General features: G+C 40.0%; 19 protein-coding genes. 18 read left to right on the forward strand and 1 reads right to left on the reverse strand.

Annotated features, from left to right (window positions below; all coding sequences use genetic code 11):
- Positions 1 to 42: 42 nt before the first annotated feature.
- The 6 genes from AC0THY_RS09825 (at position 43) to AC0THY_RS09850 (ending at position 5344) form a co-directional block, all read left to right on the forward strand.
- Positions 43 to 381: a hypothetical protein gene (locus AC0THY_RS09825; protein WP_489990430.1), complete on the forward strand. Its 339-nt coding sequence runs from the start codon at positions 43 to 45 to the stop codon at positions 379 to 381.
- Positions 382 to 455: 74 nt separating this feature from the next.
- Positions 456 to 914 (forward strand): GNAT family N-acetyltransferase, encoded by a 459-nt coding sequence (locus tag AC0THY_RS09830; RefSeq protein WP_489990431.1) that lies wholly within the window; start codon positions 456 to 458, stop codon positions 912 to 914.
- 82 nt (positions 915 to 996) lie between these two features.
- Positions 997 to 1701, forward strand: coding sequence for a response regulator transcription factor (locus tag AC0THY_RS09835; protein ID WP_489990432.1), 705 nt, complete (start codon positions 997 to 999; stop codon positions 1699 to 1701).
- Complete coding sequence (locus AC0THY_RS09840; protein ID WP_489990433.1) at positions 1691 to 3103, forward strand: sensor histidine kinase; 1413 nt, start codon at positions 1691 to 1693, stop codon at positions 3101 to 3103. Before AC0THY_RS09835 ends, AC0THY_RS09840 begins: the two co-directional genes overlap by 11 nt.
- Positions 3104 to 3231: 128 nt before the next feature.
- Entirely contained in the window at positions 3232 to 4116 is an 885-nt protein-coding gene (locus tag AC0THY_RS09845) for an ABC transporter ATP-binding protein (protein ID WP_489990434.1), read from the forward strand.
- A gap of 1 nt (position 4117) precedes the next feature.
- Entirely contained in the window at positions 4118 to 5344 is a 1227-nt protein-coding gene (locus AC0THY_RS09850; protein ID WP_489990435.1) for an ABC transporter permease, read from the forward strand.
- A gap of 857 nt (positions 5345 to 6201) precedes the next feature.
- On the opposite strand, the gene AC0THY_RS09855 is transcribed toward AC0THY_RS09850, so the two are convergent.
- Positions 6202 to 6327 carry a cyclic lactone autoinducer peptide gene (locus AC0THY_RS09855; RefSeq protein WP_489990436.1) on the reverse strand — a complete coding sequence of 42 codons (126 nt, stop codon included), beginning with the start codon at positions 6325 to 6327 and terminating at the stop codon, positions 6202 to 6204.
- Positions 6328 to 6611: 284 nt separating this feature from the next.
- Between AC0THY_RS09855 and AC0THY_RS09860 the strand changes: the two genes are divergently transcribed.
- From AC0THY_RS09860 to AC0THY_RS09915, 12 genes are all read left to right on the forward strand, one after another.
- Positions 6612 to 7349, forward strand: a complete 738-nt coding sequence (locus tag AC0THY_RS09860; protein ID WP_489990437.1) for a LytR/AlgR family response regulator transcription factor — start codon at positions 6612 to 6614, stop codon at positions 7347 to 7349.
- Positions 7346 to 8638, forward strand: coding sequence for a sensor histidine kinase (locus AC0THY_RS09865; RefSeq protein ID WP_489990438.1), 1293 nt, complete (start codon positions 7346 to 7348; stop codon positions 8636 to 8638). Before AC0THY_RS09860 ends, AC0THY_RS09865 begins: the two co-directional genes overlap by 4 nt.
- A gap of 301 nt (positions 8639 to 8939) precedes the next feature.
- The gene (locus tag AC0THY_RS09870; protein WP_489990439.1) at positions 8940 to 11981 is read left to right on the forward strand and encodes an ABC transporter permease family protein; all 3042 of its coding nucleotides are present in this window, start codon (positions 8940 to 8942) and stop codon (positions 11979 to 11981) included.
- 4 nt (positions 11982 to 11985) lie between these two features.
- Positions 11986 to 12642, forward strand: a complete 657-nt coding sequence (locus AC0THY_RS09875; RefSeq protein WP_489990440.1) for an ABC transporter ATP-binding protein — start codon at positions 11986 to 11988, stop codon at positions 12640 to 12642.
- Positions 12643 to 13121: 479 nt separating this feature from the next.
- Positions 13122 to 13652, forward strand: a complete 531-nt coding sequence (locus AC0THY_RS09880) for a DUF6431 domain-containing protein (protein ID WP_489994172.1) — start codon at positions 13122 to 13124, stop codon at positions 13650 to 13652.
- On the forward strand, positions 13555 to 14985 hold the full coding sequence (locus AC0THY_RS09885) for a DDE-type integrase/transposase/recombinase (protein WP_489990441.1): 1431 nt from the start codon (positions 13555 to 13557) through the stop codon (positions 14983 to 14985). The genes AC0THY_RS09880 and AC0THY_RS09885 overlap by 98 nt, the downstream gene beginning before the upstream one ends.
- Positions 14978 to 15220, forward strand: coding sequence for a hypothetical protein (locus AC0THY_RS09890; RefSeq protein ID WP_489990442.1), 243 nt, complete (start codon positions 14978 to 14980; stop codon positions 15218 to 15220). The genes AC0THY_RS09885 and AC0THY_RS09890 overlap by 8 nt, the downstream gene beginning before the upstream one ends.
- Positions 15217 to 16107: a DUF6618 family protein gene (locus AC0THY_RS09895; protein WP_489994173.1), complete on the forward strand. Its 891-nt coding sequence runs from the start codon at positions 15217 to 15219 to the stop codon at positions 16105 to 16107. Before AC0THY_RS09890 ends, AC0THY_RS09895 begins: the two co-directional genes overlap by 4 nt.
- Before the next feature lie 998 nt (positions 16108 to 17105).
- Positions 17106 to 18725, forward strand: a complete 1620-nt coding sequence (locus AC0THY_RS09900; RefSeq protein ID WP_489990443.1) for an ABC transporter ATP-binding protein — start codon at positions 17106 to 17108, stop codon at positions 18723 to 18725.
- A 40-nt stretch (positions 18726 to 18765) separates the two neighbouring features.
- The gene (locus tag AC0THY_RS09905; protein WP_489990444.1) at positions 18766 to 19896 is read left to right on the forward strand and encodes a S8 family serine peptidase; all 1131 of its coding nucleotides are present in this window, start codon (positions 18766 to 18768) and stop codon (positions 19894 to 19896) included.
- A 589-nt stretch (positions 19897 to 20485) separates the two neighbouring features.
- Positions 20486 to 20671, forward strand: coding sequence for a CLI_3235 family bacteriocin precursor (locus AC0THY_RS09910; RefSeq protein ID WP_489990445.1), 186 nt, complete (start codon positions 20486 to 20488; stop codon positions 20669 to 20671).
- A gap of 110 nt (positions 20672 to 20781) precedes the next feature.
- The gene (locus tag AC0THY_RS09915) at positions 20782 to 22047 is read left to right on the forward strand and encodes an acyl-CoA synthetase family protein (RefSeq protein WP_489990446.1); all 1266 of its coding nucleotides are present in this window, start codon (positions 20782 to 20784) and stop codon (positions 22045 to 22047) included.
- Position 22048 lies beyond the last annotated feature (1 nt).

Below are 22048 nucleotides of genomic sequence, written 5' to 3' on the forward strand. Positions count from 1 at the left end.
GATAGGGACTTGTTCAAATCCAATAGATTCAGGAGGACTGCAATGAAGAAAAAACTATTTGCAATAGCAGCCATTTGCCTGATGTTTTTCATTGGCTGCAGAGAAAATGAGGTTATGAAAACCTACGACCAATCAGAGAACAACGGAGTGATGAGGACATACTATGAAATGAAGGATGGCACATGGAAATGTGATAATATCATATACAGGTATAGGCTGGAGTTAAGCGGGAGAATGCCTAACGCTGAAAAAGACAGCTGTTTCATTGTGTTAACAGACGATAAAAACCTGAGTTTTGAAACAGTATCGAAAAGCCTGTACAGCAGTTCAATGGAAGATATAAACACAATGAAGGGGTCCATTATTGTTGAAATGAATTAATTATAACCTTTCAGCCTGTATTTTTAGCGGAGAAGGCATATTTGATAATGTTTAAAATTTAAGGAGACATAAGAATGAGTATAAAGCGTGCTGTTTTATCGGATCTAAATATAGTGAAAAGTATTTCAGAGATCACAATATCTGAAGTATATCCACATTATTACCCTAAGGGAGCTGTAGAATTTTTCCTTGAACATCACAGTAACACGAATATAGTCAATGATATCAAACAAAACAGAGTTTTTCTTTGCTCCGACACCGAACAGAATATCGTAGGTACAGTTACTATAAAGGATAAAGAGATCTGCCGGCTATTTGTCTTACCAACATATCAGGGGAAGGGATATGGTACAGAAATGCTGGATTATGCTGAAAAAATCATTGCACATCAGCATTCAGAAATCATAATAGATGCTTCCCTGCCAGCAAAAGGGATATATCATAAGCGAGGATACAAAGAAATAGAATTCAAGCTCCTTCCCACATATCATAATGATTTTTTATGCTACGACATTATGGTAAAGCAAATGTAAGTACCAGCTTCAGGGAGGTGGGAGGCGTTGACATAGAGTGGCGGGATGCTATGTAAGACTTGAAAGAAGGTGAGGTCAATTTGTGAAGGAATATAAAATAATGATTGTGGATGACGAGCCGGATATATTGAGATTGCTTGAAAAGGCTTTAAAGATAGAAGGATTTGATAATATCCTCAAAATTGATAATGGACTTTCAGCAGTTGAAGTCTGCCAAAAAGTGCAGCCAGATGTGATTATTTTGGATGTTATGCTCCCGGATATAGATGGGTTTGAAGTCTGTAAAAAAATTCGTATGTTTTCGCATTGCCCAATCCTGTTTCTATCTTCTAAAAATGATGAACTGGATAAGATACTGGGTCTGTCTGTAGGAGGGGATGACTATGTGACAAAGCCATTCAGTCCGAAAGAAATTGCATACAGAGTGAAGGCCCAATTACGCCGGGCCACGTATGGGCAAAGTCCATCTGGAAATAAACCGATTGAAATAGGGGAGCTAAAGATCGATACAGAGGGATGCAGGGTGATGAAGGGTGCAAGAACCGTTGAGCTAACAGCGCGGGAGTTTGAAATACTACAGCATCTGGCAGAAAATCAAGGCCGGGTCATCAGCCGGGAACGCCTATATGAGACAATTTGGAGGGAAGACAGTTACGGGTGTAATAATACCATAATGGTTCATATCCGGCATCTTCGTGAAAAGCTGGAGGACAATCCTTCAGCTCCTCAATATATTATTACAATGAAGGGTCTAGGATATAAACTGGTGAATCCGTATGAGAAATAAAAGCGACTTAAATCCATTTTTCTGCATGCTTCGTATCGTAATTGCTTTAATTATAGTGGCATTTGTAGCAGGGATTGGATTCTTTTATTATGTTTTTGCGATTCCGGAACCGGAAGGACTTAGTTTAGCTTCCTGGCCAGACACATTTACAGAGAATTTTTCTGCCTGGTTAGAATACGAGAATGGAGAAATCAAAGTAAAAGAAAAAGGGGTTCAAAATCTGGATGAATATGGCCTGTGGCTGCAGGTTGTTGACGGAAATGGACGGGAGGTTTATTCTTATCGTAAACCGGACGCTTATCCTATGGTCTACTCAGCTGCGGAGCTAATGGCATTGAATACAAGCAATTATGAGAATGGAAATACCGTTTTTACAGGAACATATGAAGACTCAGGACATGCATTTGGCTATCTGGTTGGTTTCCCATATGCGATTGGTAAGCACATGCTCTATTATAACGGAGAAAATGTCAGCAGGCTTTCGCCTGTATTCCGTAAAGGTATTGTGCTCCTGTTGGGCGCTGTCTTTATATTTACTTTTGTTTACGGATTCTGGCTTTCAAAACATCTTGGAAGGATTACAAAAAGTATCAGAGACATCCGTTTACGTGCCTATACACCGCTGGCAGGGAAGGGATTATTCAGCAATATCTATACTGCTCTGAACGAAATGGATAGAGAAATCCGCAACAGTGATAAACTGCAAAAAGATACCGAGAGGGTGCGCAGGGAGTGGATTACAAATATAACCCATGATGTGAAAACGCCCCTGTCACCTATTAAAGGATTTGCGGAACTGCTCGCCAAAAATCCAATCCCGGAAAGCAAGACGGTAAAGGAATATGGAGAAATCATTTTAAAAAATGCAGAATATACGGAAGAGCTGATCAATGATCTGAAAATGACTTATCAGTTTGAGGCCGGCGTTATCCCTTTGTCTCTGCAGGAAATACCGATTGTACGCTATATCAGGGAATTTGTCATAGAAATTATCAATGACCCCGCTTTTTCAAACCGTGAAATAGAGTTTGAGAGTACAATAGAGGATATGTCCGTCTCTCTTGATGTCAATCTATTCCGCCGTGCGTTGGGAAATATTATCATCAATGCATTGACACATAACCCGCCGGAAACAAGGGTAGCGATCCGGGTCGACCTGGACAGGAGAGATGAGGTGCTAATCATTGTGAAGGATAACGGAAGAGGTTTGAGCGAAGCGGAATTTTCGGAGCTGTTTGAGAGATATTACAGAGGCAAAAGCACAAAGGAAAAGCCGGAGGGCAGTGGTCTCGGCCTTGCGATTGCAAAGCAGATCATTACACTCCACGGCGGAACCATTGAAGTTAAGAGTAAAAAAAATGAGGGGACGGCATTTACGATTTCCCTGCCGCTTACAAAATAAATTAAGGTCAAATTAAGATACAGAAAAGCCACGCCTAAGATAGATGATTTATGCTATAAGCAAGCATAGATCATCTTTTTTTGAGCAGCTGTGAAATATCCATAAAAACAGAGCAGGAGGTTTTCTGTATGAATTTACAATTACAGGGTTTAAGCAAACAATATGGCACAAAATCTGCAGTTAAAAATGTGAACGCTAATTTCGTGCCCGGAGTATATGGGCTGCTCGGGGCAAACGGTGCAGGAAAGACAACACTGATGAGAATGATCTGCGGTGTCCTGAAACCAACTTCCGGCCATATCCGTATCAATGGAAAAACGGCGGAGGAGCTTGGTGAACAGTATTATACCCATTTGGGTTACATGCCCCAGGATTTCGGTTTTTATCCCAATTTTACTGCCCGTGAATTTATGCTGTATATGGCGGCCGTAAAAGGGCTTGAAAAGAATCTGGCAAAAAGGCGGACCGGGGACTTACTTCATCTGGTAAACCTGTCTGATGCGGCAGATAAAAAAATAAAGTCCTATTCCGGGGGAATGAAGCAGCGTTTAGGGATTGCACAGGCAGAACTGAATGATCCTTCTATTCTGATATTAGATGAACCGACTGCCGGGCTTGACCCAAAAGAACGTGTGCGTTTCCGCAACCTCATTTCCGATTTTGCAAAGGAGAAGATTGTGATTCTGTCCACTCATATCGTTTCCGACGTCTCTTACATTGCAGACACAATCTTAATGATGAAGGAGGGGAGTTTTTTGATGCAGGAGCCAATGGTCACGATAACAGACAGCATCAAAGGGATGGTGTGGGAGATATCGGCTGATACACGGGATGCAGACGCATATAGCCGGAAGTATTCTGTTGTCAACCTGCATCATGAAAACGGTAAAGTCAGGCTGAGAATAATACATGCAACAGCACCCACAGAAGATGCAGTTGCAGTGGAGCCGGGGCTGGAAGATTTATTTTTGTACCATTTTGGAGAAGAAACAGAAGAACAGGGGGAAATGTGATATGCTGGTAAGATTTGAATTCTTAAAGATACTGCGAAAAAAGTCTACGTTAATCATTATGGCAGTCAGTTTGCTTGTTACCGGATTCTTTTTCGGACTGCCCATTCTACAGTTCCAAACCTATAATCAGGATGGCATCATAAAGGGAGCGGAGGGGATTGCCTATGAAAAGGAACAGTATGCGCGTTTCTCTGTTCCATTGACAGAGGAATATATACAAAGCACGATCCGGGAAGTGCAGGAGCTTTTTAAGAATCCGGAAAATGTGGGGAATGACGGAAATGAACAATTTTTGATTGGGGATGCCTATTGGAATGAAATTGCTCCCAGGGAGAAGCTGCTGAATCTGATCGCCACCACTTACGGCAAACCAGAAGAATATTCCGGTTATAATAGTCTCCCAGGCTTAGACGTAACAAACGGCGCTTCCTTCTACCCGACGATGAAGGAGAGAATGGGAACCCTGCTAAACACACCGTCCCGCAGTTTATCCCAGGAGCAGAAAGAGTATTGGAGCAGCAAGGCAGACCGTGTAGTTACTCCGCTGCAATATGGATATTACGAAGGATGGGAAGTGATTATCAGCAGCTTTGAGCTTCTGATGTTTGCGATACTGGCTGTCTGCATCGTGATTGCCCCTGTATTTTCCGGTGAATATCAGGCAGGAACGGATGCGGTGATTCTTTCAGGTAAATACGGAAAAACAAAACTGATAACCGCCAAAATAGCAGCATCATTTTTATTTGGAACAGTTGCATTTGTACTTCATATGGTTGTTGCCTGCGGGATACCGTTTTTAGCCTTTGGTACAGACGGCTGGAATTTACCCATTCAGATTGCAAACACGAAAATACCATACCCATATACATTCCTGCAGGCCACGCTTATCAATATCGGCATTATTTATCTGGTACTGCTCGCCATGATTGGGCTGACCCTCTTTTTGTCTTCGAAAATGAAAAGTCCTTATCTGGTATTAATGATCCTTGTCCCTGTACTCTTTATTCCCATGTTTCTGGCTCCAAACGGAACGACGGGAGCATATAATTTAATATTATTTTTGCTGCCCTATCGTTCCACTGTGCCGGAATTTGGCAAGTATATATCATACCAATTTGGTGGATTCGTTTTTGATGCGCTCTCGATGAGAGCAGTCCTATATTCTGTGTTAACCGTAATGATGCTGCCGTTGGCAAGATTGGGATTTAAAAAACATCAAGTTTCTTAAGTAGAGGTAGAGATGAAAAAAGATTGGTATGAACTTTATGATTTTATTATTATGTGGAACTTTAAAAGTCAGTTGAACCTTTATAAATGGTACGAATACATCATTTGCAGGGCTTCTTAGAAGGACTTACGCTATACAAGTTTGTGTGGATATAGCCTGTGAAAGACTGTAAAAAATCTTCTAATAAAATTTGAAATCTGATTATTGTTTTGGTTGTCTTGTGTTATACTTTTATTTATAGCATGAGCCTCCGGATATATGACTGTTTCTAGACATGGAGTAAGGCGAAGTGAGTAATGATTAAAAACTAGCAAAGATATAGTGCATTTTGAGAGAACAAACCCCTTTGTAAATATATTATTTACAGGGGGGAATTTTGCTAAAGATTATAGCCAATGCTTCTTTATCTGCCTCTGTTTTTGAAGACTAGTTGTTTTAGTATAAATAACCATGTTAAATTTCATGTTAATTGACGCACTATTTGTCCTTTTTTGGAGTGATACCTTCAGAATTAAAATCTTTTATCTTAATGAATACATCATAAACAAAATTTCATCGCTATCTTTTCTAATTAATTTTTATAAAAGTTCACTTCTCATCTTATTTTCATTAGCTACATAAAAAATCTCCATTATTTCATAAAATTTCTTACAAAAAATAATGAAAGTGTATTTTTCATAAAAAAATATATATAAAACAAAAGAATACAACTTGTTCTTTTATTGAAAATCTTTAAAATAGAGTATGAAGGAAAAATAAAAGCATTATTTTGCCTAGAGCTTATACGTATGGCTGCAACAGGTAAATTTAGTGGACTGGGCCTGTATTATTCAAAGATACCCTGTGCAAAGAAATTATTACTTACTGCGGAGTTGCTTTGGAACTTTGGGTTGAAATACTCTCCAATCACAAACAGCGCTGGATGATTTCTTAGCGATTTTATGTACGGTGGTAGAAATAAGTTTGGTAGGATTAAATTTCATATATTGTACCTCCTCGTATAATAATAATTTTAATTAAAAATTTAGAAATAACAAGGGGGTAAACGTGAAATGCATGTTCAGGACGTAGATAGCAAATTTATGGATATTGCCAAATAAAAATATTACAAAATAAACTGTAAAGTTGTATTAATACGTATTTTATATATGGTATCTAATTAAACAATGAAACTAATTTTTTTCTGTTCTGAGTAAGTCTTTCTATAATAGTAAATTCTTGGGATCAATTTTTTGTCAAAGTTGAGAAATTAGGGGGGAAGAGCGTTATGAATATTGCAATATGTGATGATGATGTATACTGGGTAAAAGCTTTGCAAGAATCCGTTAGACAATGGGCAACAACACGAAAAGTTGAGTATAAATGTCACAAATTTTCTTTGCCACAAGCATTAATTCAATATATTGTAAGAGGGGAAACAAATATAGATGTTGTATTTCTCGACATATCTTTCGGGAAAGATAAAGTCGATGGCGTAGATGCAGCTAAATACATAAGAAAGATGGGGGCTAACGTTCCAATAATATTTGTGACGGTTGACTCTATCAGAGCAGTTGATGGATATATAGTAGAGGCAATGGGTTTTTTAAGTAAACCCATTGACATCAATAGAATGTCCTTATTTTTAGATAGGATAATAGACAACCAAAAAGCTGAAAAAAGCGTAACTATATATATGGGAAATGAGATTATGAAATTAAGGCTGCGTGACATTATTTACGTTGAAGTTATTAATCACACGCTTATATATCATACAGTAGATTCCAAAGTAGAGAGTAGGGGGACTCTCAGTGAACTGCTCAGTCTATGGGATAGTAGCCATTTTATTCAAATTCATAGATCTTATGTTATTGCAAAAGAAAAAATTTATAATATCAAAACAACATATCCATATTCTGTAAATCTTTTAAAGGGAGCAGAAATAGTAAACTTAAATGTAAGTAGGAAACACATAAGCAAGTTATTAGAGGAATACTCCAATGATGTATTCGGGAGAATAATATGAATACATTAGAGATTATTGTCGAAAGATTAGGTCAAGTTACATCAATACTACTAAGCATGTTTTTTCTTTATCGTACATTGGAAACGAAAATGGATAAGAAAAAGCAAATATTTGCTGGAATTATTTTTGTATGTGTTCGAGTTGCTTACTATATAGTTAACTTTGGATTTCGTCCATATTTCTCAATTGCTGCCTGTTTAATATATGCACATTTTGTTTTCAGCGGAAAATTTAGAATGCATTTGACCTGGAGTGTTATTGCTATTGTATTGGATGGTGTTGTTGATTCTTTAGTAACAGGTTTGTATTTGTTCATTACTAATACTTCTACAATGCAGACAGTATTGCCAGGGATTGATAGGATGCTGTTTATCATATTTACACGAATCCTATTATTAGTGATCTACTATTTGATAACTATAAACATTGATAAGAGTATTAATCCAAAATGGAAGGATTGTATTTTTTTGTTGCTTATATCTGTGGGGTGTTGGGCGATGTTGGAGGTATTATTCCAATGTTGCGACTTATTACCAGTAAACATGGCTAAGTCGGTTATGACCGTCGGCAGTCTTGCACTCACAGTAATAGCTGCAAGTTTTGTGGCTTTTTATAACAGAATTACGGCAAATATAAAGGAACTTACAAATTCAAAATTGCAGTTACGCACGGCTGAAATGGTTAAGGAGCATATTGGGGAAATTAAAGAAATTAATTCCCGAATATCTGCAATTTATCACGATTGGCATAATCAGATTATTGCTATCGCGGGATATATTAAAGCAAAGGAGTATATTGAATTAGAAAACTACGTTGATGATCTGGCTGATGAGGACATGATGATTTCTGGTGTTGTGAAGCATCCGGTATTAGATGTACTTATTAGTACCAGAGCCAAGACTGCCAGGAAAAAGCGGATAGATTTTATAGCTAATATAGAATTACCTGAGGTTTTACCAATCAGTGATGTAGATTTATGTATCTTGGTTGGCAACATCTTGGATAACGCTTTTGAATCGAATGAGAAAGTAAGAGAATTACGCTTTATAGAGCTAAATACTCGTATCATTAACTCATATTGGGTGATAGCATGCAAAAATGCAACAAAGGAGAATGGAGATGTAAAGTCCTTTGAGACAATCGAAAGTTTAAAATCTACTAAAAGAAACGCAGGAGTACATGGAATCGGTACAAGGCAAATTAAAGCAATTGCCGAAAAAACTGGTGGTTACGTAATGTTTAAGCACGATAATAATGAATTTTCTATTCTTGTACAACTGAAATTGTAGATGAGAATGACAGAGATATTTATGATTATGGTTTTCACGCTGCAATATATAATAGTTTATTTTGCATTGGTTTATCTTTTTTTCAACATTACTTATCTGGATTAAAGTTCCAATAAGCAATTGTAATATGCTATCTGCGTCTTGAATAAGTAACTCACGACAAGTATATTGAAAAAAATAATGCTTTTGATATAATTTATTGAAATAATAACTATACTGTTGTTTTTTCACACAGTGGCTCTTGTCTCCCCAGGAGGATGGGGGAAGCTGGTAGAAAAGTCCAACGCAGGGGGGTGAAACCATGCGCAAATCCATTTCTATAAAAACATTATTGCGATCGCCACTGAAGACCATTCTAACCTTTACATTAATAGCTGCTGCCTCGTTTGCATTATTTTCCCGTGTTATCGGCTATGCCGTTACAGAGCGGGAGATGGGGCGTGCCGAAAGTTACTACTGCGGCGTTGCAGCACTTGACAATTCTGTGCCGGATATTACAACGAGTGTGCAGATTGAGGAGGGAGTAACTATTGGCAGTATTTATGGTACAGAGGATAAACCCTGGCCGACGGATAAACAGATTGAAGAGTTTTCATCCCTGCCTGGTGTGACTGTGGCCGACACAAGATATATGACAGCCGGTCTGGTGGAGGATTATATGCGGCTGGTAGACGATAGCTCCGGATATGGTATGAACCGCTTTATAATCGAGGGAACCTACATTGGGTATGACAAGGATGAAGTTTTTGATGGTATGTTAGATTTAAAGTTTGATGAAGTGAGACCGCTTGCCGGTGATCTTGAGTTTGATCAACAGGAACCGACTGTTATAAAAGCTTGGGCGGCTGAAGAGCAAGAGTTAGTGGAAACACCTTTTCAGGCATCTTACTTTAAACAGTTGGAAGGGGGAAGCAGATGTCTTATTCTGGGAACTTATAATGCATTGACCGGCGGCGAGCTGCAATTGGATAATGCCACTGGCAGAGAAGCCTTCCGGGTTTTGGACGATGCAACGGACGAATACCTTGAAACGGAGGCATTTGCATTTTATAAGGGAGTGATCGATGCGGTCAATCAGGCGGTTTATACCTATGATATTGTGTATACGTCAGACATGCGCACTATCCCGCGCTTCAATGAACGCAATATAGTAATGGACGAAGGACGTCCGCTGGTTTCCGGGGATACAGAGGGGTGCGTAGTAAGTTCCCTGTTTATGGAGACGCATAACCTATCCCTGGGAGATAAGATCAGTGTCCAGCTGGGTGACAAGTTGTTTCGGCAAGATGGGATAGACGGCGCAAAGGCAAGGGATGGGGAGCGCATGTCAAAGTTTGTGGATAACGTTGATTTGGAAATCATTGGTGCATACCGATTTACCGACATCCCTTCGATGCGCATGGCGGAGGAGCAATGGAGTTACTCGTCAAGTACAATTTTTGTGCCGAGTTCCCTGCTTCCTGTCGAAGTCCCTGACGATTATGAAAGTACCAAAGGTGAATTCAGCGTATTTATAGAGAATGCCCGTGACATTGAAGCATTTTATGAAGCTGCTGAACCGCTTGCCCGGGAAATGGATTTAGCATTGCGTTTCTCAGACAGGGGCTGGCTGTCTATGAAGGACAGTTTTGAAGCAGGTTCACGGACCTCGTTTCTGACCACGGTACTGTACATCTCCGGAACGGCGCTGGCACTATTGCTTGCAGTGTATCTTTACATCAGCCGCGATAAAAAGACCTATGCGATTATGCGTACGCAAGGAGTATCCACCGGGAAAGCGCGCAGTGCTGTTGTACTGCCATTAGGGGTTTTGGCGGTGCCGGCAATAATAGGTGGGGGCATGACAGGGATTTTTCATGCGTCTGCCACGACAGCGGAGACGCTTGACAATATAGTTGCCAGTACTGCTGGGACAATCCAGGACTATACCTTGGATGCATCGATCCCAATGGGCCTGGTATTACTGACTCTGTTCTGCGAACTACTGTTTATCACGCTCATCATTGTGGTTCTTCTGCGAAAAATAGGACGGATGCCACTGTTGGAGTTACTGCAGGATAACGTGGTGCGTGCCGGGGCAGATACAAAAGTGGGATCGGATTTTGCAAGATCAGAATCTATTCCAGTAAGTCAAGAAAATACCAAAACTTCTGTCTCTGGCGAACTGCCTTTGAGGGGAAAATACGGTGCTCTGCGTCAAGTAACAGCTTATATCCTGCGCCATATGCGAAGAGGAACAGGAAAAACTGCAATATCTCTGATACTAACGGTTGTAATGACTGCCGGTGTTGGACTGTTTGCGTTGGCCAGACTTACGTATCAGGACGCTTTTCGTGAGACGAATGTGAATGGCAGGGCGCTGGAGTTTTCGTCCGCTTCCATAATCAAACTGGCAAAATCTAGTTTGATAACGGACTTCTATTGCTACGGCAATATACAGATGCTTATAAACGATCAGGAACATAATCAAACCATCACGGTTACAAACGATCTTAAGCGTTGTCTGCAAAATGATTTCACAGTTTCGTATGCATCAGGATATGACGATTCCCTCTTCACAAGCAGCGGTCAGGTGTGCCTGCTTGGCGAGATTGCAGCAGAAACGTACGGTGTTCGTCCGGGAGATGAAATATCTGTGGTTCCATATGATTTGTATCGTTCCCTGTCCCATGCGATCAATAGTGAGGAAAAGCTTAAGGCAGCTGTGGAGCAGGCAACTACGAAGTACAAGGTGGCTGGGCTTATAGAGTCAGAAGATGAAAGTATCCGCAATGGTATTTTTGCTGCGGCAAACAGTGAAACCGAGGACGCATATGGCCAGGCTTTTCCTTTTGAGTATAGTGAATTCACACTGGCAGATAATGAAAGACTTGACGATTTAAACCGCTTACTGGATACTCAGAAGAGGGCTGAAGAGGATAACGCCCCCATGGCGTCATTTTATATTGATTCCGGAGGCCTGGAAAATGTCGGGCGTGTTCGTGATCTGCTGAACCTGCTTTTCCCAGTAGCTTTGATTGCAGCGGTACTGATCGGGGCATTTGGGCAGGGTCTGATGATCATTCAATTGTCCAGAGAAGCGGCATTCATGCGCATCCTTGGCGTTACAAAAAAACGCGTAAGATGCATATTAGTGTTTGAGCAGGTTGTACTATGCTTCGCAGGATTATTTATTGTGACTGAGGGACTGCTTCTATATAATTTAGAGTTGATGATCCGAAGTACCAGCACACTTGTCGTTTGTGGGCTGTTGTATCTGACCGGAAGCTTGTGTGGGGCGACCGGGGCATCGGTCCTGGTAACCAGACGAAAAGCATTGGAACTTTTACAGGTAAAGGAGTAGAATTATGGCGTGTTTAACTTTGGATAAGGTAACGTATACGTATAAAAATGCTAAGAAACCCGCCGTTTCAGGGATTTCCTTTATGTTTGAAGCGGGCCAGGTTTATGCAATTGTGGGTCCATCCGGATCGGGAAAGTCCACCCTGCTTTCCTTACTGGCAGGCCTGGATTTGCCTACAGAAGGGGAAATCGCCTTAAACGGTGATAGTTTGAGTGAGATTGATCTTGATTATTATCGCCGCGAATGTATCTCCATGATCTTCCAGGCGTTTCATCTTCTCCCTTTGCTGACAGTCATAGAAAATGTCTGTTTTCCAATGGAGCTATGTGGGGTCAGCCCCAAAGCAGCCAAGCCCAAAGCTGCGGAACTGCTTGAAAGCGTGGGAATTACAAAAGAACAAATGAACCGTTTTCCATCCAAACTTTCCGGAGGGGAGCAGCAGCGCGTTGCGATCGCGAGAAGCTTAGCATGCAATGCAAAAATAATACTAGCGGACGAGCCAACCGGCAGCCTTGACGGTGCCAATACACAAAACATTGTTGAAATACTGAGCGGCCTTGCACATAAGAAAGGGTATTGTGTTATTTTAGTTACGCACGACCTGGAAGTCGCTGAAATGGCGGATGTAGCACTCGGGCTGAGAGACGGGGAACTGCTATGAGTAATACATGGCAGGTCATATATTGAAATAATAAGGGGGCCGTAATGTGTAATTTAAATTGATGAAATCCATATCCTTCATAAAAATAGAGTGTGTAGGTTCACAATGAAAGAACCACACACTCTATTTTTTTTAATTCTTCAGTAAGGACACGATTTGATAATTAAGTCATACTACTGAGGCTAATTCTATTCTATGACTGTTATTGCCCGCCTAAATTGACGTGTTTTTAAATTTTTTGCTTGTCACTGATTAGACCTTTATACTGTCAATAAAGTATAAAAAGAAAGAGGTCCCAGTGACACCCTCCTGCAAGTTGTGTGATCACTGAGACCATTGGTATAAAACCATGGTTATTATAACAGATTACACGGTCTCCTACAATGAGGAAGAACATATTTTTAATTGAAAGCAGTGAAAATTCCATCTGCCCGGTCTGCGGCCATCCCCTGAAACACCATGACTACGTAAAACGCATCATGAAAGGCAAAGAGGGTAAAGTCCGGTGGCTCCGTATCCACCGCCTGGTTTGCACCAATGGATCCTGTCACTCCATACACCGTGAACTCCCGGATATGCTGGCTCCACATAAGCATTTCGAAATAGATATCATTTCCGGTGTTTTGGATGAACTAATCACCCCTGATACGAAAGGCTTTGAGGATCATCCAAGCGAGGAGACCATACATCAGTGGCATCACTGGTTTGGGCTTAACAAAGATACGATGGAAGGGACTTTACGATCCAAAGGATATCAGCTTCTTGGCTTTTCTGAGAAGCTCCTGACAACCAGCGTTTTACTGCTTGATAAACTACGTGAGAGCAACTGTGACTGGCTGCGCATCGTGCTCCGTCTTTCGTTGTACTGTCAATCTGTTTCCATGTATGATCGTCTCATAGGAGGTAATCAGTATGACAACAAACGAATTAAAAACGGAAGGACAGGCAGCAAAAGCATGGCAGGAAGACCAGGCACTGGCAAGGTTCCAGATGATCTCCCCACTGCTTGACGAATCCCTTGACCAGGCAAAGCGCGTAGAACTCAGAGAGCAGATTTCCCAGCAGTATCAGGTTTCCACCAGAAGTCTCTACCGGTATGAGAACTACTACCGTGAGAATGGATTTTCCGGGTTAAAACCAAGGAACAGAGAATCACACAGGACACAATCGCTGCCAGAAAACTTTGACGAACTGGTAAACGAAGCAATCCAGCTGAAAAGAGAAGTCCCATCCAGATCCGTTGCCCAGATCATCCTGATACTGGAGATGGAAGGTCTGGTGCCGCCCGGGATCTTAAAACGTTCTACGATGCAGCGTTACCTTTATAAAAGCGGCTTTGGCAAGAAGCAGATGAAGAAATACACGGATGCAAGAAAAAGCTCATCCAAACGCTTCTGTAAGCCCCACCGCATGATGCTGGTCGAATCCGATATCAAGTATGGGTTAAAACTTCCCATCGGACCGAAAGGCTCCAGAGTCCAGACTTATCTCGTGGTGATCATTGATAATCATTCCCGGTATGTTCTGGAAGCCAAGTGGTACGACCATAAACGCGAAAGTATTGTGGAAGACTGCTATCATAGAGCGATTCTAAAGCATGGAAAAAATCGTTCCTGCTACCACGATAATGGGAAGCAGTTCGTATCCAGACAGCTGATCCAGTCGCTTTCCATGCTTGGTATTCGCGTACTGAAAGCAAAGCCATACTCCCCACAGTCCAAAGGCGGTGTGGAAGTATTCAACCGCTTTGTCAATGCATTTCTGGCGGAAACTTCTGCCCAGAAAATCAAGACACTGGAGGAATTGAACCAGTTCTGGGACATCTGGCTGGAGGAGTATTATCACAACAAACCACACGAAGGGATTGGGGAATACTACAAAAGTCTTCGTTCTCCCGTTCCAGCAGGTGGGATCAGTCCGCTCCAGGAATGGAACCGGGATTCCCATCCGCTTATATTTCTGGATGCAGATGTTGTAGGAAATGTCTTCCTGCACCATGAAGATCGCGAAGTAGATAAAGGCGGATGCATCCGTGTTGCTGATCAAATATATGAAACCAGCACATCACTGATTGGCGAAAAAGTAAAGATTTCCTATGATCCGCTGAAACCAGAAATCATTACCGTTTCCTATGACGGAATAAAGCCATTTCTGGCAAAACCGCTTCAGATTAACGAATACTGTGATCCAAAACCGGAAATACCGGTAAGCATGCTTCCGGCGGATCCTGAATCCTCACGCTTCCTGGAAGGGCTCAAACGCCGGCGTGAACAGTCACTGAAGATGCAGGCAAATGCCCTTTCTTTCAGCAGCTATGGAAAGGGGGATGCTGGCCATGTATGAAGCCTTTTTTGAAATGGCGCATACCCCTTTTACCAGAGACATCCCACCGGAATTGCTTTATGAATCCCCTTATGTTGCAGATGCCATCGGGCGTCTTGCTTATGCCGCTGACCGCCAGCTTTTTGCCGTGGTCACTGCGGATGCAGGCTGTGGGAAGTCCACGCTGATCCGAAGGTTTGTGGATCCCTTCCAAAGGACAGATATATATTTCTGTATCTGTCAGACTCGAAGCTGACACCAAGATGGTTTTATAAGGGGCTGCTTGACCAGTTTGGGATTGAATCAAAGTTTTACCGTGGAGATGCAAAACGCCAGCTCCAGAACCAGATTGAGATCATCCGTGGTGTGCAGAATAAAAAAGTGGTCTGTATTCTGGATGAAGCCCATCTTCTGGAGCGTGAAACGATTGAAGAATTTCGCTTCCTTTTGAATTATAAATTCGACTCTTTGAGCCCCATGACACTGGTTCTCGTGGGCCAGACGGAGCTCTGGGACAAGCTGAAGCTGCAGCGATATGCGGCAGTACGCCAACGCATCGACATCAACTGCGTCCTTCCGCATCTGGATCGTTCTGAAACGGAGCGGTATATTCAATCCCACTTAAAGTATGCGGATGGCCGCCAGGATCTTTTTACTGCTAAGGCATTAGATGATATTTACCGGGAATCAGCAGGGATCCCAAGAAGCATCAACCGTATCAGCGAAAAATGTTTAATGTATGCCTTCCAGCAAAACAAGCGTCTGATTGATGAGCATATGGTCCGCTACGTGGTAGACCAAGATGCTGAAAGGAGGTGCAGATTCATGAACATAACCTTTCAGGCAAAACTCCCGGCAGGATCTAAAACATCATGGCCGGGGGAGATCATCCCCATACGCCTGGATTCAGAACCCTATGAAATAGAAGTAACCGCCAGAGGAAGCTATTTTCATCTTCTTGTAGGGCATCATGCCTATGGAAATTATATCTGTATTCCGAACTGGGACATCGGGATTGAGCTGTCATTTTTCTCTGATATTTTTTGGAATCTTGAGCGGCTAAGCAATACAAAACTAAAAAAGGTAGATGCATGCAGTGTGGCATATGCACTTGTTGAATTATCAAAGTACATAAATATATGATTAATCCTTCGGGCGGTTATACCGCCCGAGAAATATCAGCAATGACAAAAACTTGAGCAGGTCAATGACAGTGTAAGAAATCAGTTCAATGACAGCTCATGAAATCAGTAACACTATGACTGATGAGAAAGCGTACAGGAATATATTAAAAAACTATACAATAAATATATCTTTTGCCTTAACAATATTTGGTATCACAAATTATTAATATTACATTTTTAATTATATATAAAATTATTTTTTCACATTTTAATGTAAAATTGCTAAGTATTATATAGTATTATATAGATATATTAACGAAAAATTTATAAAGTATTGTACTGAATTAAAAACAGGTATATTATATATTTAGAATATAAAATTTTAAAATACGAATTAATAGAAAATATTGAAAACTATGATGGAAATGGGAAGGAAATTTATCTTATTAACAGTGATACAACTATTGGGTATTAAGCAAGTAGGGTTTATAATAAAAAATATTTTAATTGCTATTGCTGTGTCAGTGTTTCATACATTAATTGTTAATGCATAAAATGAAAAACCGACCTAGTTACGGAGAAAACAATAACATATACAATGCTTGTCAATACAGATAAATGGTCTTGTTACCCGTAGTTCAGGCAAGCACTAGGGTCAGACTAAGATCAGTTCCAAAGGATGCAAATAGCTGAGATACTAATTGTTCCTGGTGATTAAAATAAGGATAAATTACTTTTACAATGCCTGTACTAACAAAGAGAAAAAACAAAATATGTTGAATAGGGAATGAGGTTATCTAAAGAATGGTATTGAGCATATTAAGGAAAAGAATGAATAGTATAATAGAATTTTATAAAATATTACTTTATTGTTTTAAGACATTATGGGTGACTTCCAAAAAGTATTTTATTATAAGAAATACTTTAAATATTATTTCATTAGCAGTCCCTTTTATTATTATTTTAGTTACCAGGTCGCTTATGAATCTTCTTGTGAATTATAATACGGATGTGAAGGTGACAGATACAATTATACAAACATTTTTAATACTGTCATTATTATTGCTTAGTCTGAATGTACTCAAAAAAGTAGTTGAAACGGTAAATGAGTATTATGCCGGATTATATCGGGAAACGATGAATACCACCACGAAACATCTAATCATGAAAAAGGCTGCAGAACTGGATTTGTCGTTTTTTGATTCGACTGAATTTTACAATGAGATGTGCGATGCAAATTCAAACAGCTATCTTATTACGCAGTCCGCCTTTCAAGCATTGGATATTATTCAGTATATTGTTCAGTTTATTATAGCTTTTGGTTACCTTTTTCAGTTTGATTTTATTTTGCCGATTATTTTTGTGATTTCGGTTATTCCATGTACAATTGCTGAACTTAAGCAAGTGGAGGCGGTATATGGTTTCCAGAGACATCATTTGAAAGAAGAACGAAAAATGCAATATGCTGCTGATGTGCTATTGTCACGAGAATTTGCCAAAGATGTAAGGCTATATAATATCTACTCATTTATCAGTCAAAAGTTCCTAAATACATGGAAAGTACTGTTTTCAAAAAAAAGAAAGATATCTCTTCGGTATACAAAACTTCTGCTGGCACTCTCAACAATGCCTGAAATTGTTGCAGCAACGTTCCTTGTTTTATTAGGATTGTCAGTTATTCAAGGTATACGTACGATCGGTGACTATACTTTTTTACAAGGGATAATGACACAAATTTTGGGGAGTGTTTATATGTTGATTTCCAGTTATTCACAGTTGATAGACGGGAAGATGCGCATCCTAAATTTTATGAATTTTATAGAGCTTAACAATAGTATGCGTGAAGAGGGATCTCAATCACTTAATAAAACTTGTTTTACTATTGAGTTTAAAAATGTCAGTTTCAGATATGATGACGAGTTGCCTTGGGTTTTGAAAAACGTTAGTTTTTCTTTTTACAGTCAGGAAAAAATTGCTTTAGTTGGAGCGAATGGAAGCGGTAAGACAACTATTGTAAAACTTTTACTTCGATTTTATGATCCGGTAGAGGGGCAGATCCTGATGGACGGTAAGGATATTAGGGAGTATACACTGCAAAGCATTCGTAGCCATTTTAGTACTGTTTTTCAGGACTATTGCAATTATGCTTTTAATATAAAGGAATCAGTTACGCTGTCAGACATTAGCCAAGCAGATGATGATAGGAGAGTCATTGCTGCTTTGGTACAAAGTGGGGCGAATTCTTTTACAGAGCAATTCCCCCAAGGACTTAATACCTATCTGACAAGAAGATACGATGAGAGTGGGCAGGAACTGTCAGTTGGACAGTGGCAGAAAATAGCAATTGCTCGTGGCTTTTTTCGAGAGGCTGATATTTATATATTAGACGAACCCTCCGCCTCTTTAGATGCACAGTCAGAAGATGAAGTGTTTCACATGTTTGAAACCTTATATGACGGAAAAGGTGCTGTACTCATATCACACCGCTTGTCAAATATACACATGTGTGATCTAATTATTGTCATCAAAAATGGTCATTTGGTCGAGAAGGGATCGCATGAGGAATTGATAAAGGCAAATGGCGTATATGCTTATATGTATCGCTTACAGGCTGATAAATATAATTGTACTTGGTAGTTCACTGAAGCATTTATAACAGGAAGGATTAAGATTTAACATGTCTGATAAACATATTCGTATGGCGATTTTAGATGATGGCGTTCATCCAGAAGTATGTACTCTAGCAGGAAACTATTTGATCGATGAGAAATTACATGTTAGGACTTTGAAAAAGAACACGGTTACACCATATAGCCATGGAACTATGTGCGCTCGCATTGTACGGCTATATACAGATTTTAATAATGTAGATGTATTTAGCATACAAATTTTGGAGAAGGAAACCTGGAGGGGAAGTATCGAAGGACTTTTAAAGGCGTTTGAATTGTGCGTCTCTTTGGACATTAGGCTAATTAACCTTAGTGCCGGGACTTATGCGTATGAAGACTTTGCAAGAATAGAAGAGGCTGTGCGCTATTTATTGGATTCAGACAGAATTCTGGTAGCTGCTACTGGCAATCGTGGGACAGTCACATATCCTGCCTATTTACCAGATGTCATAGGTGTAGAGTATCGTCAGGAACTTATAGATGATGCATATATATATTGCCAAGATTTATTAACAAGAATTGACTTTCAAGCTTCATCCAGACATAAAATAGTGTTAGGGGGGCATGAAATAGACACCCCAATATCCAATAGCTATGCAGCACCATTGATTACAGCAAAAATACTTACGATTCTTAGAAGTAATCAAAAAGCAAATAAAAATGAGATACTGAGATTACTTAAAAACAATGCTTCAGGTTGTGTTTTCCAAAATAGTGTTTTAACATGTTCCTACCCACTTGTTGAGATACCTGTGGTAGTGTTGACTGGATTTTCGAATAATCGGTTGTCATATCTGCTTACATTGCTGATGAAATATTTGCAGCAGGATGACTACAATGCACGAGTAGCTACGAACTTGCCTGGACCTCGTCCTTGGTATGAAACAAGCTTTCAAGAAGGAGTTGATATAGATTCTTTTATAGCGCGCATGTCTTGGTATTTTTCTTGTGAAATTATTCTGTTAGGCATTACATCTTTCATACTGCCTGACAAGTACAAAAATGTCAGTCTTTGGATATATGGTGAAGAAAGTATTAGCACCCCAATAATAGATAGATTAATTGCTGGTCAGGTATTACGTGTATCAGGATTGTCCGCTATCAGGGTGTATGAGCTTATGAAAGCTGTGATGACATGAATGTTTTATAGATATTCACTATGAGAATTTATAGTAAAGAAGATACAAGTTTCGTTTGTATAGAAAGTAAAAGATCTATTAAAAAGGATTTAGTAGGACTTAGACAAAACGTTAAAACACACTTGATTCAATGACATTTGTTATTGCACATGCAACATTAGTTATGGTACTTCATTTATAAGCTGCGAAATAGTCTGAGATTTTACGAGTTTCTAAACATAATTATGAAGCATTAACAAGCGGATGGGCAATGAGAGCGTTTAGATTGCAGAATCAGAATTTTCTAAAGTGTGTTTGGAAAGGCATTTCCTTGACTGATGTAATTCACTTTGAGCTTTATTAACTTATATTCAGTAGGCATAGCCCGTTGCATTACACTCATTTTAACTTAACTATTCCAGAATGTAACCTATGCTCACAGAAAGTAACATTTAAATATACGCTAATTGAAGCTTTAATAAAAAGAAAATAGAGATTACGTTGGCAAAAGCATACTAGTGTTCATGGGTGGCCACAGGACACATGTGTGTTTAGCATAGTTTCCCATAAAATGAATTTGTGTAAAATTTGTTAGAAAGGAGAAAATCCAATGAATAACAAAAAATTAACCAAGACACGGTCGAGCCGGATGAATACGCTTGAGGCAATGGCTTGTAATTGTTATTGTTCATGCGACTGTAGGATTTGTAGCGGTGGCGGATCCCTTACCGAGTCAGAGAACAAGGGTAGAAAAAGTATCAATACAACAAACTTACATAAAGACATTCGCGGTTAAGTAAATTCCTAATCCCCAATGGTGAAACTTGGCCACAGTTTCATCATTGAGGAGTTAAACTTGCTTGAGAAAAAATAATTCTGAGACTTATAGAAAGATTAGGTGATTTGATGTACATTCTAGGACAGCAGACGGACATTGGACTTAGGGAGAAGTTGGTATATGCCGCTCAGGAGGTAGACTATTATAGAGTATTTTTGCACTCACATAAACAACAAACAAAATCAGTTCCCCAATTATCTAGTTTCCCGTTACTGACTCGGCAAAGTGTTCAAAAGGAACATAGTCGTTTTCTCAATAATCGGTATCAACGTTATCCGGACATTGACTACCTGCTTATTAAACGTAGCTTTGGTTCCGCAGGTGTTCCGTTGGAAATTTATTGGGATAGCCGTGATAATAAACGCTCAGAGGAAAGGATGTGGGCTATTAGAAAAGAGCGGTACGGCGTTAATGTAAATGATAAACGTTGTGTATTTCGTACTGCGGAATATGAGGGCAATAAGATTTTAGACTATATGCCAATCCGTTTGAGTTGGAATGAGAAAACATTATCGTTTCTCATTTCTAACCAATCACAAGAGCAGTTGCAGGAGTATATGGATGCTATGCTTGAGTTTGATCCGGTGTGGTTGCAACTACCGCCTAGTGTTGCACAATTGATGGCCGAGATTGTTACAACGAGTGGTAAACCGACACCGCCAAGTCTGCATTATATTGAGTTGTACGGTGAGACATATGATGAACAAACTGAAGAATTAATCCAGAATGTTTTTCATGCTCGGACAGCCAATGTATACTCAACAGCAGCGGCAGGTACTGTGGCTGTTTCATGCCCATACGGGCATCTGCATGTTATTTCGGAAAATGTGTTAGTTGAAATTATGCGCGATGGTAAGCAAGTCTTGGATGAGGAGGGAGATATTATTATTACTCCTCTAAATAATACAGCTATGCCGCTAATTCGTCTGGAAACCGGTGACCGGGGAATGCTACTAGAAGAGACATGTCCTTGCGGTCAGTCGGCACCTGTACTCCGACTGACAAAGGCAAGAAAACGGGATTTTGTAATCACCACGTCCGGCCGAAAAATTAGCACTTTCGTGCTAATAAGTTTGGCGGAGTTTACACATGAAGAAGTGTCACGTTGTTTGGCACATATTCGTTTCAGGCAGACTAGCCGTGAATGCATTGATGTTATTCTGGGTGTTAAACCGGCATTTTCTGGCTGGGAGGAAGAGGTAGCGCGGGTCTTCCGTGAACAGATCCGTGATCCTGAGCTAAAACAGATGCAATGGAATTTTATCTTTATAAGCCCGCATGATTTAACAGAAACTGTTGAACATCCATTTTTTGAACTGAGGGAGGGAGTGTAGT

This window comes from Ruminococcus sp. 8Y-12 (assembly GCF_058119865.1).

What these genes read in the sequence shown, in the direction of transcription:
- AC0THY_RS09825 (WP_489990430.1), top strand. Translation starts at nt 43, where the DNA reads ATGAAGAAAAAACTATTTGCAATAGCAGCCATTTGCCTGATGTTTTTC.
- AC0THY_RS09830 (WP_489990431.1), top strand. Translation starts at nt 456, where the DNA reads ATGAGTATAAAGCGTGCTGTTTTATCGGATCTAAATATAGTGAAAAGT.
- AC0THY_RS09840 (WP_489990433.1), top strand. Translation starts at nt 1,691, where the DNA reads ATGAGAAATAAAAGCGACTTAAATCCATTTTTCTGCATGCTTCGTATC.
- AC0THY_RS09845 (WP_489990434.1), top strand. Translation starts at nt 3,232, where the DNA reads ATGAATTTACAATTACAGGGTTTAAGCAAACAATATGGCACAAAATCT.
- AC0THY_RS09850 (WP_489990435.1), top strand. Translation starts at nt 4,118, where the DNA reads ATGCTGGTAAGATTTGAATTCTTAAAGATACTGCGAAAAAAGTCTACG.
- AC0THY_RS09855 (WP_489990436.1), bottom strand. Translation starts at nt 6,327, where the DNA reads ATGAAATTTAATCCTACCAAACTTATTTCTACCACCGTACATAAAATC.
- AC0THY_RS09860 (WP_489990437.1), top strand. Translation starts at nt 6,612, where the DNA reads ATGAATATTGCAATATGTGATGATGATGTATACTGGGTAAAAGCTTTG.
- AC0THY_RS09865 (WP_489990438.1), top strand. Translation starts at nt 7,346, where the DNA reads ATGAATACATTAGAGATTATTGTCGAAAGATTAGGTCAAGTTACATCA.
- AC0THY_RS09870 (WP_489990439.1), top strand. Translation starts at nt 8,940, where the DNA reads ATGCGCAAATCCATTTCTATAAAAACATTATTGCGATCGCCACTGAAG.
- AC0THY_RS09875 (WP_489990440.1), top strand. Translation starts at nt 11,986, where the DNA reads ATGGCGTGTTTAACTTTGGATAAGGTAACGTATACGTATAAAAATGCT.
- AC0THY_RS09880 (WP_489994172.1), top strand. Translation starts at nt 13,122, where the DNA reads ATGAAAGGCAAAGAGGGTAAAGTCCGGTGGCTCCGTATCCACCGCCTG.
- AC0THY_RS09885 (WP_489990441.1), top strand. Translation starts at nt 13,555, where the DNA reads ATGACAACAAACGAATTAAAAACGGAAGGACAGGCAGCAAAAGCATGG.
- AC0THY_RS09890 (WP_489990442.1), top strand. Translation starts at nt 14,978, where the DNA reads ATGTATGAAGCCTTTTTTGAAATGGCGCATACCCCTTTTACCAGAGAC.
- AC0THY_RS09905 (WP_489990444.1), top strand. Translation starts at nt 18,766, where the DNA reads ATGTCTGATAAACATATTCGTATGGCGATTTTAGATGATGGCGTTCAT.
- AC0THY_RS09910 (WP_489990445.1), top strand. Translation starts at nt 20,486, where the DNA reads ATGAATAACAAAAAATTAACCAAGACACGGTCGAGCCGGATGAATACG.
- AC0THY_RS09915 (WP_489990446.1), top strand. Translation starts at nt 20,782, where the DNA reads ATGTACATTCTAGGACAGCAGACGGACATTGGACTTAGGGAGAAGTTG.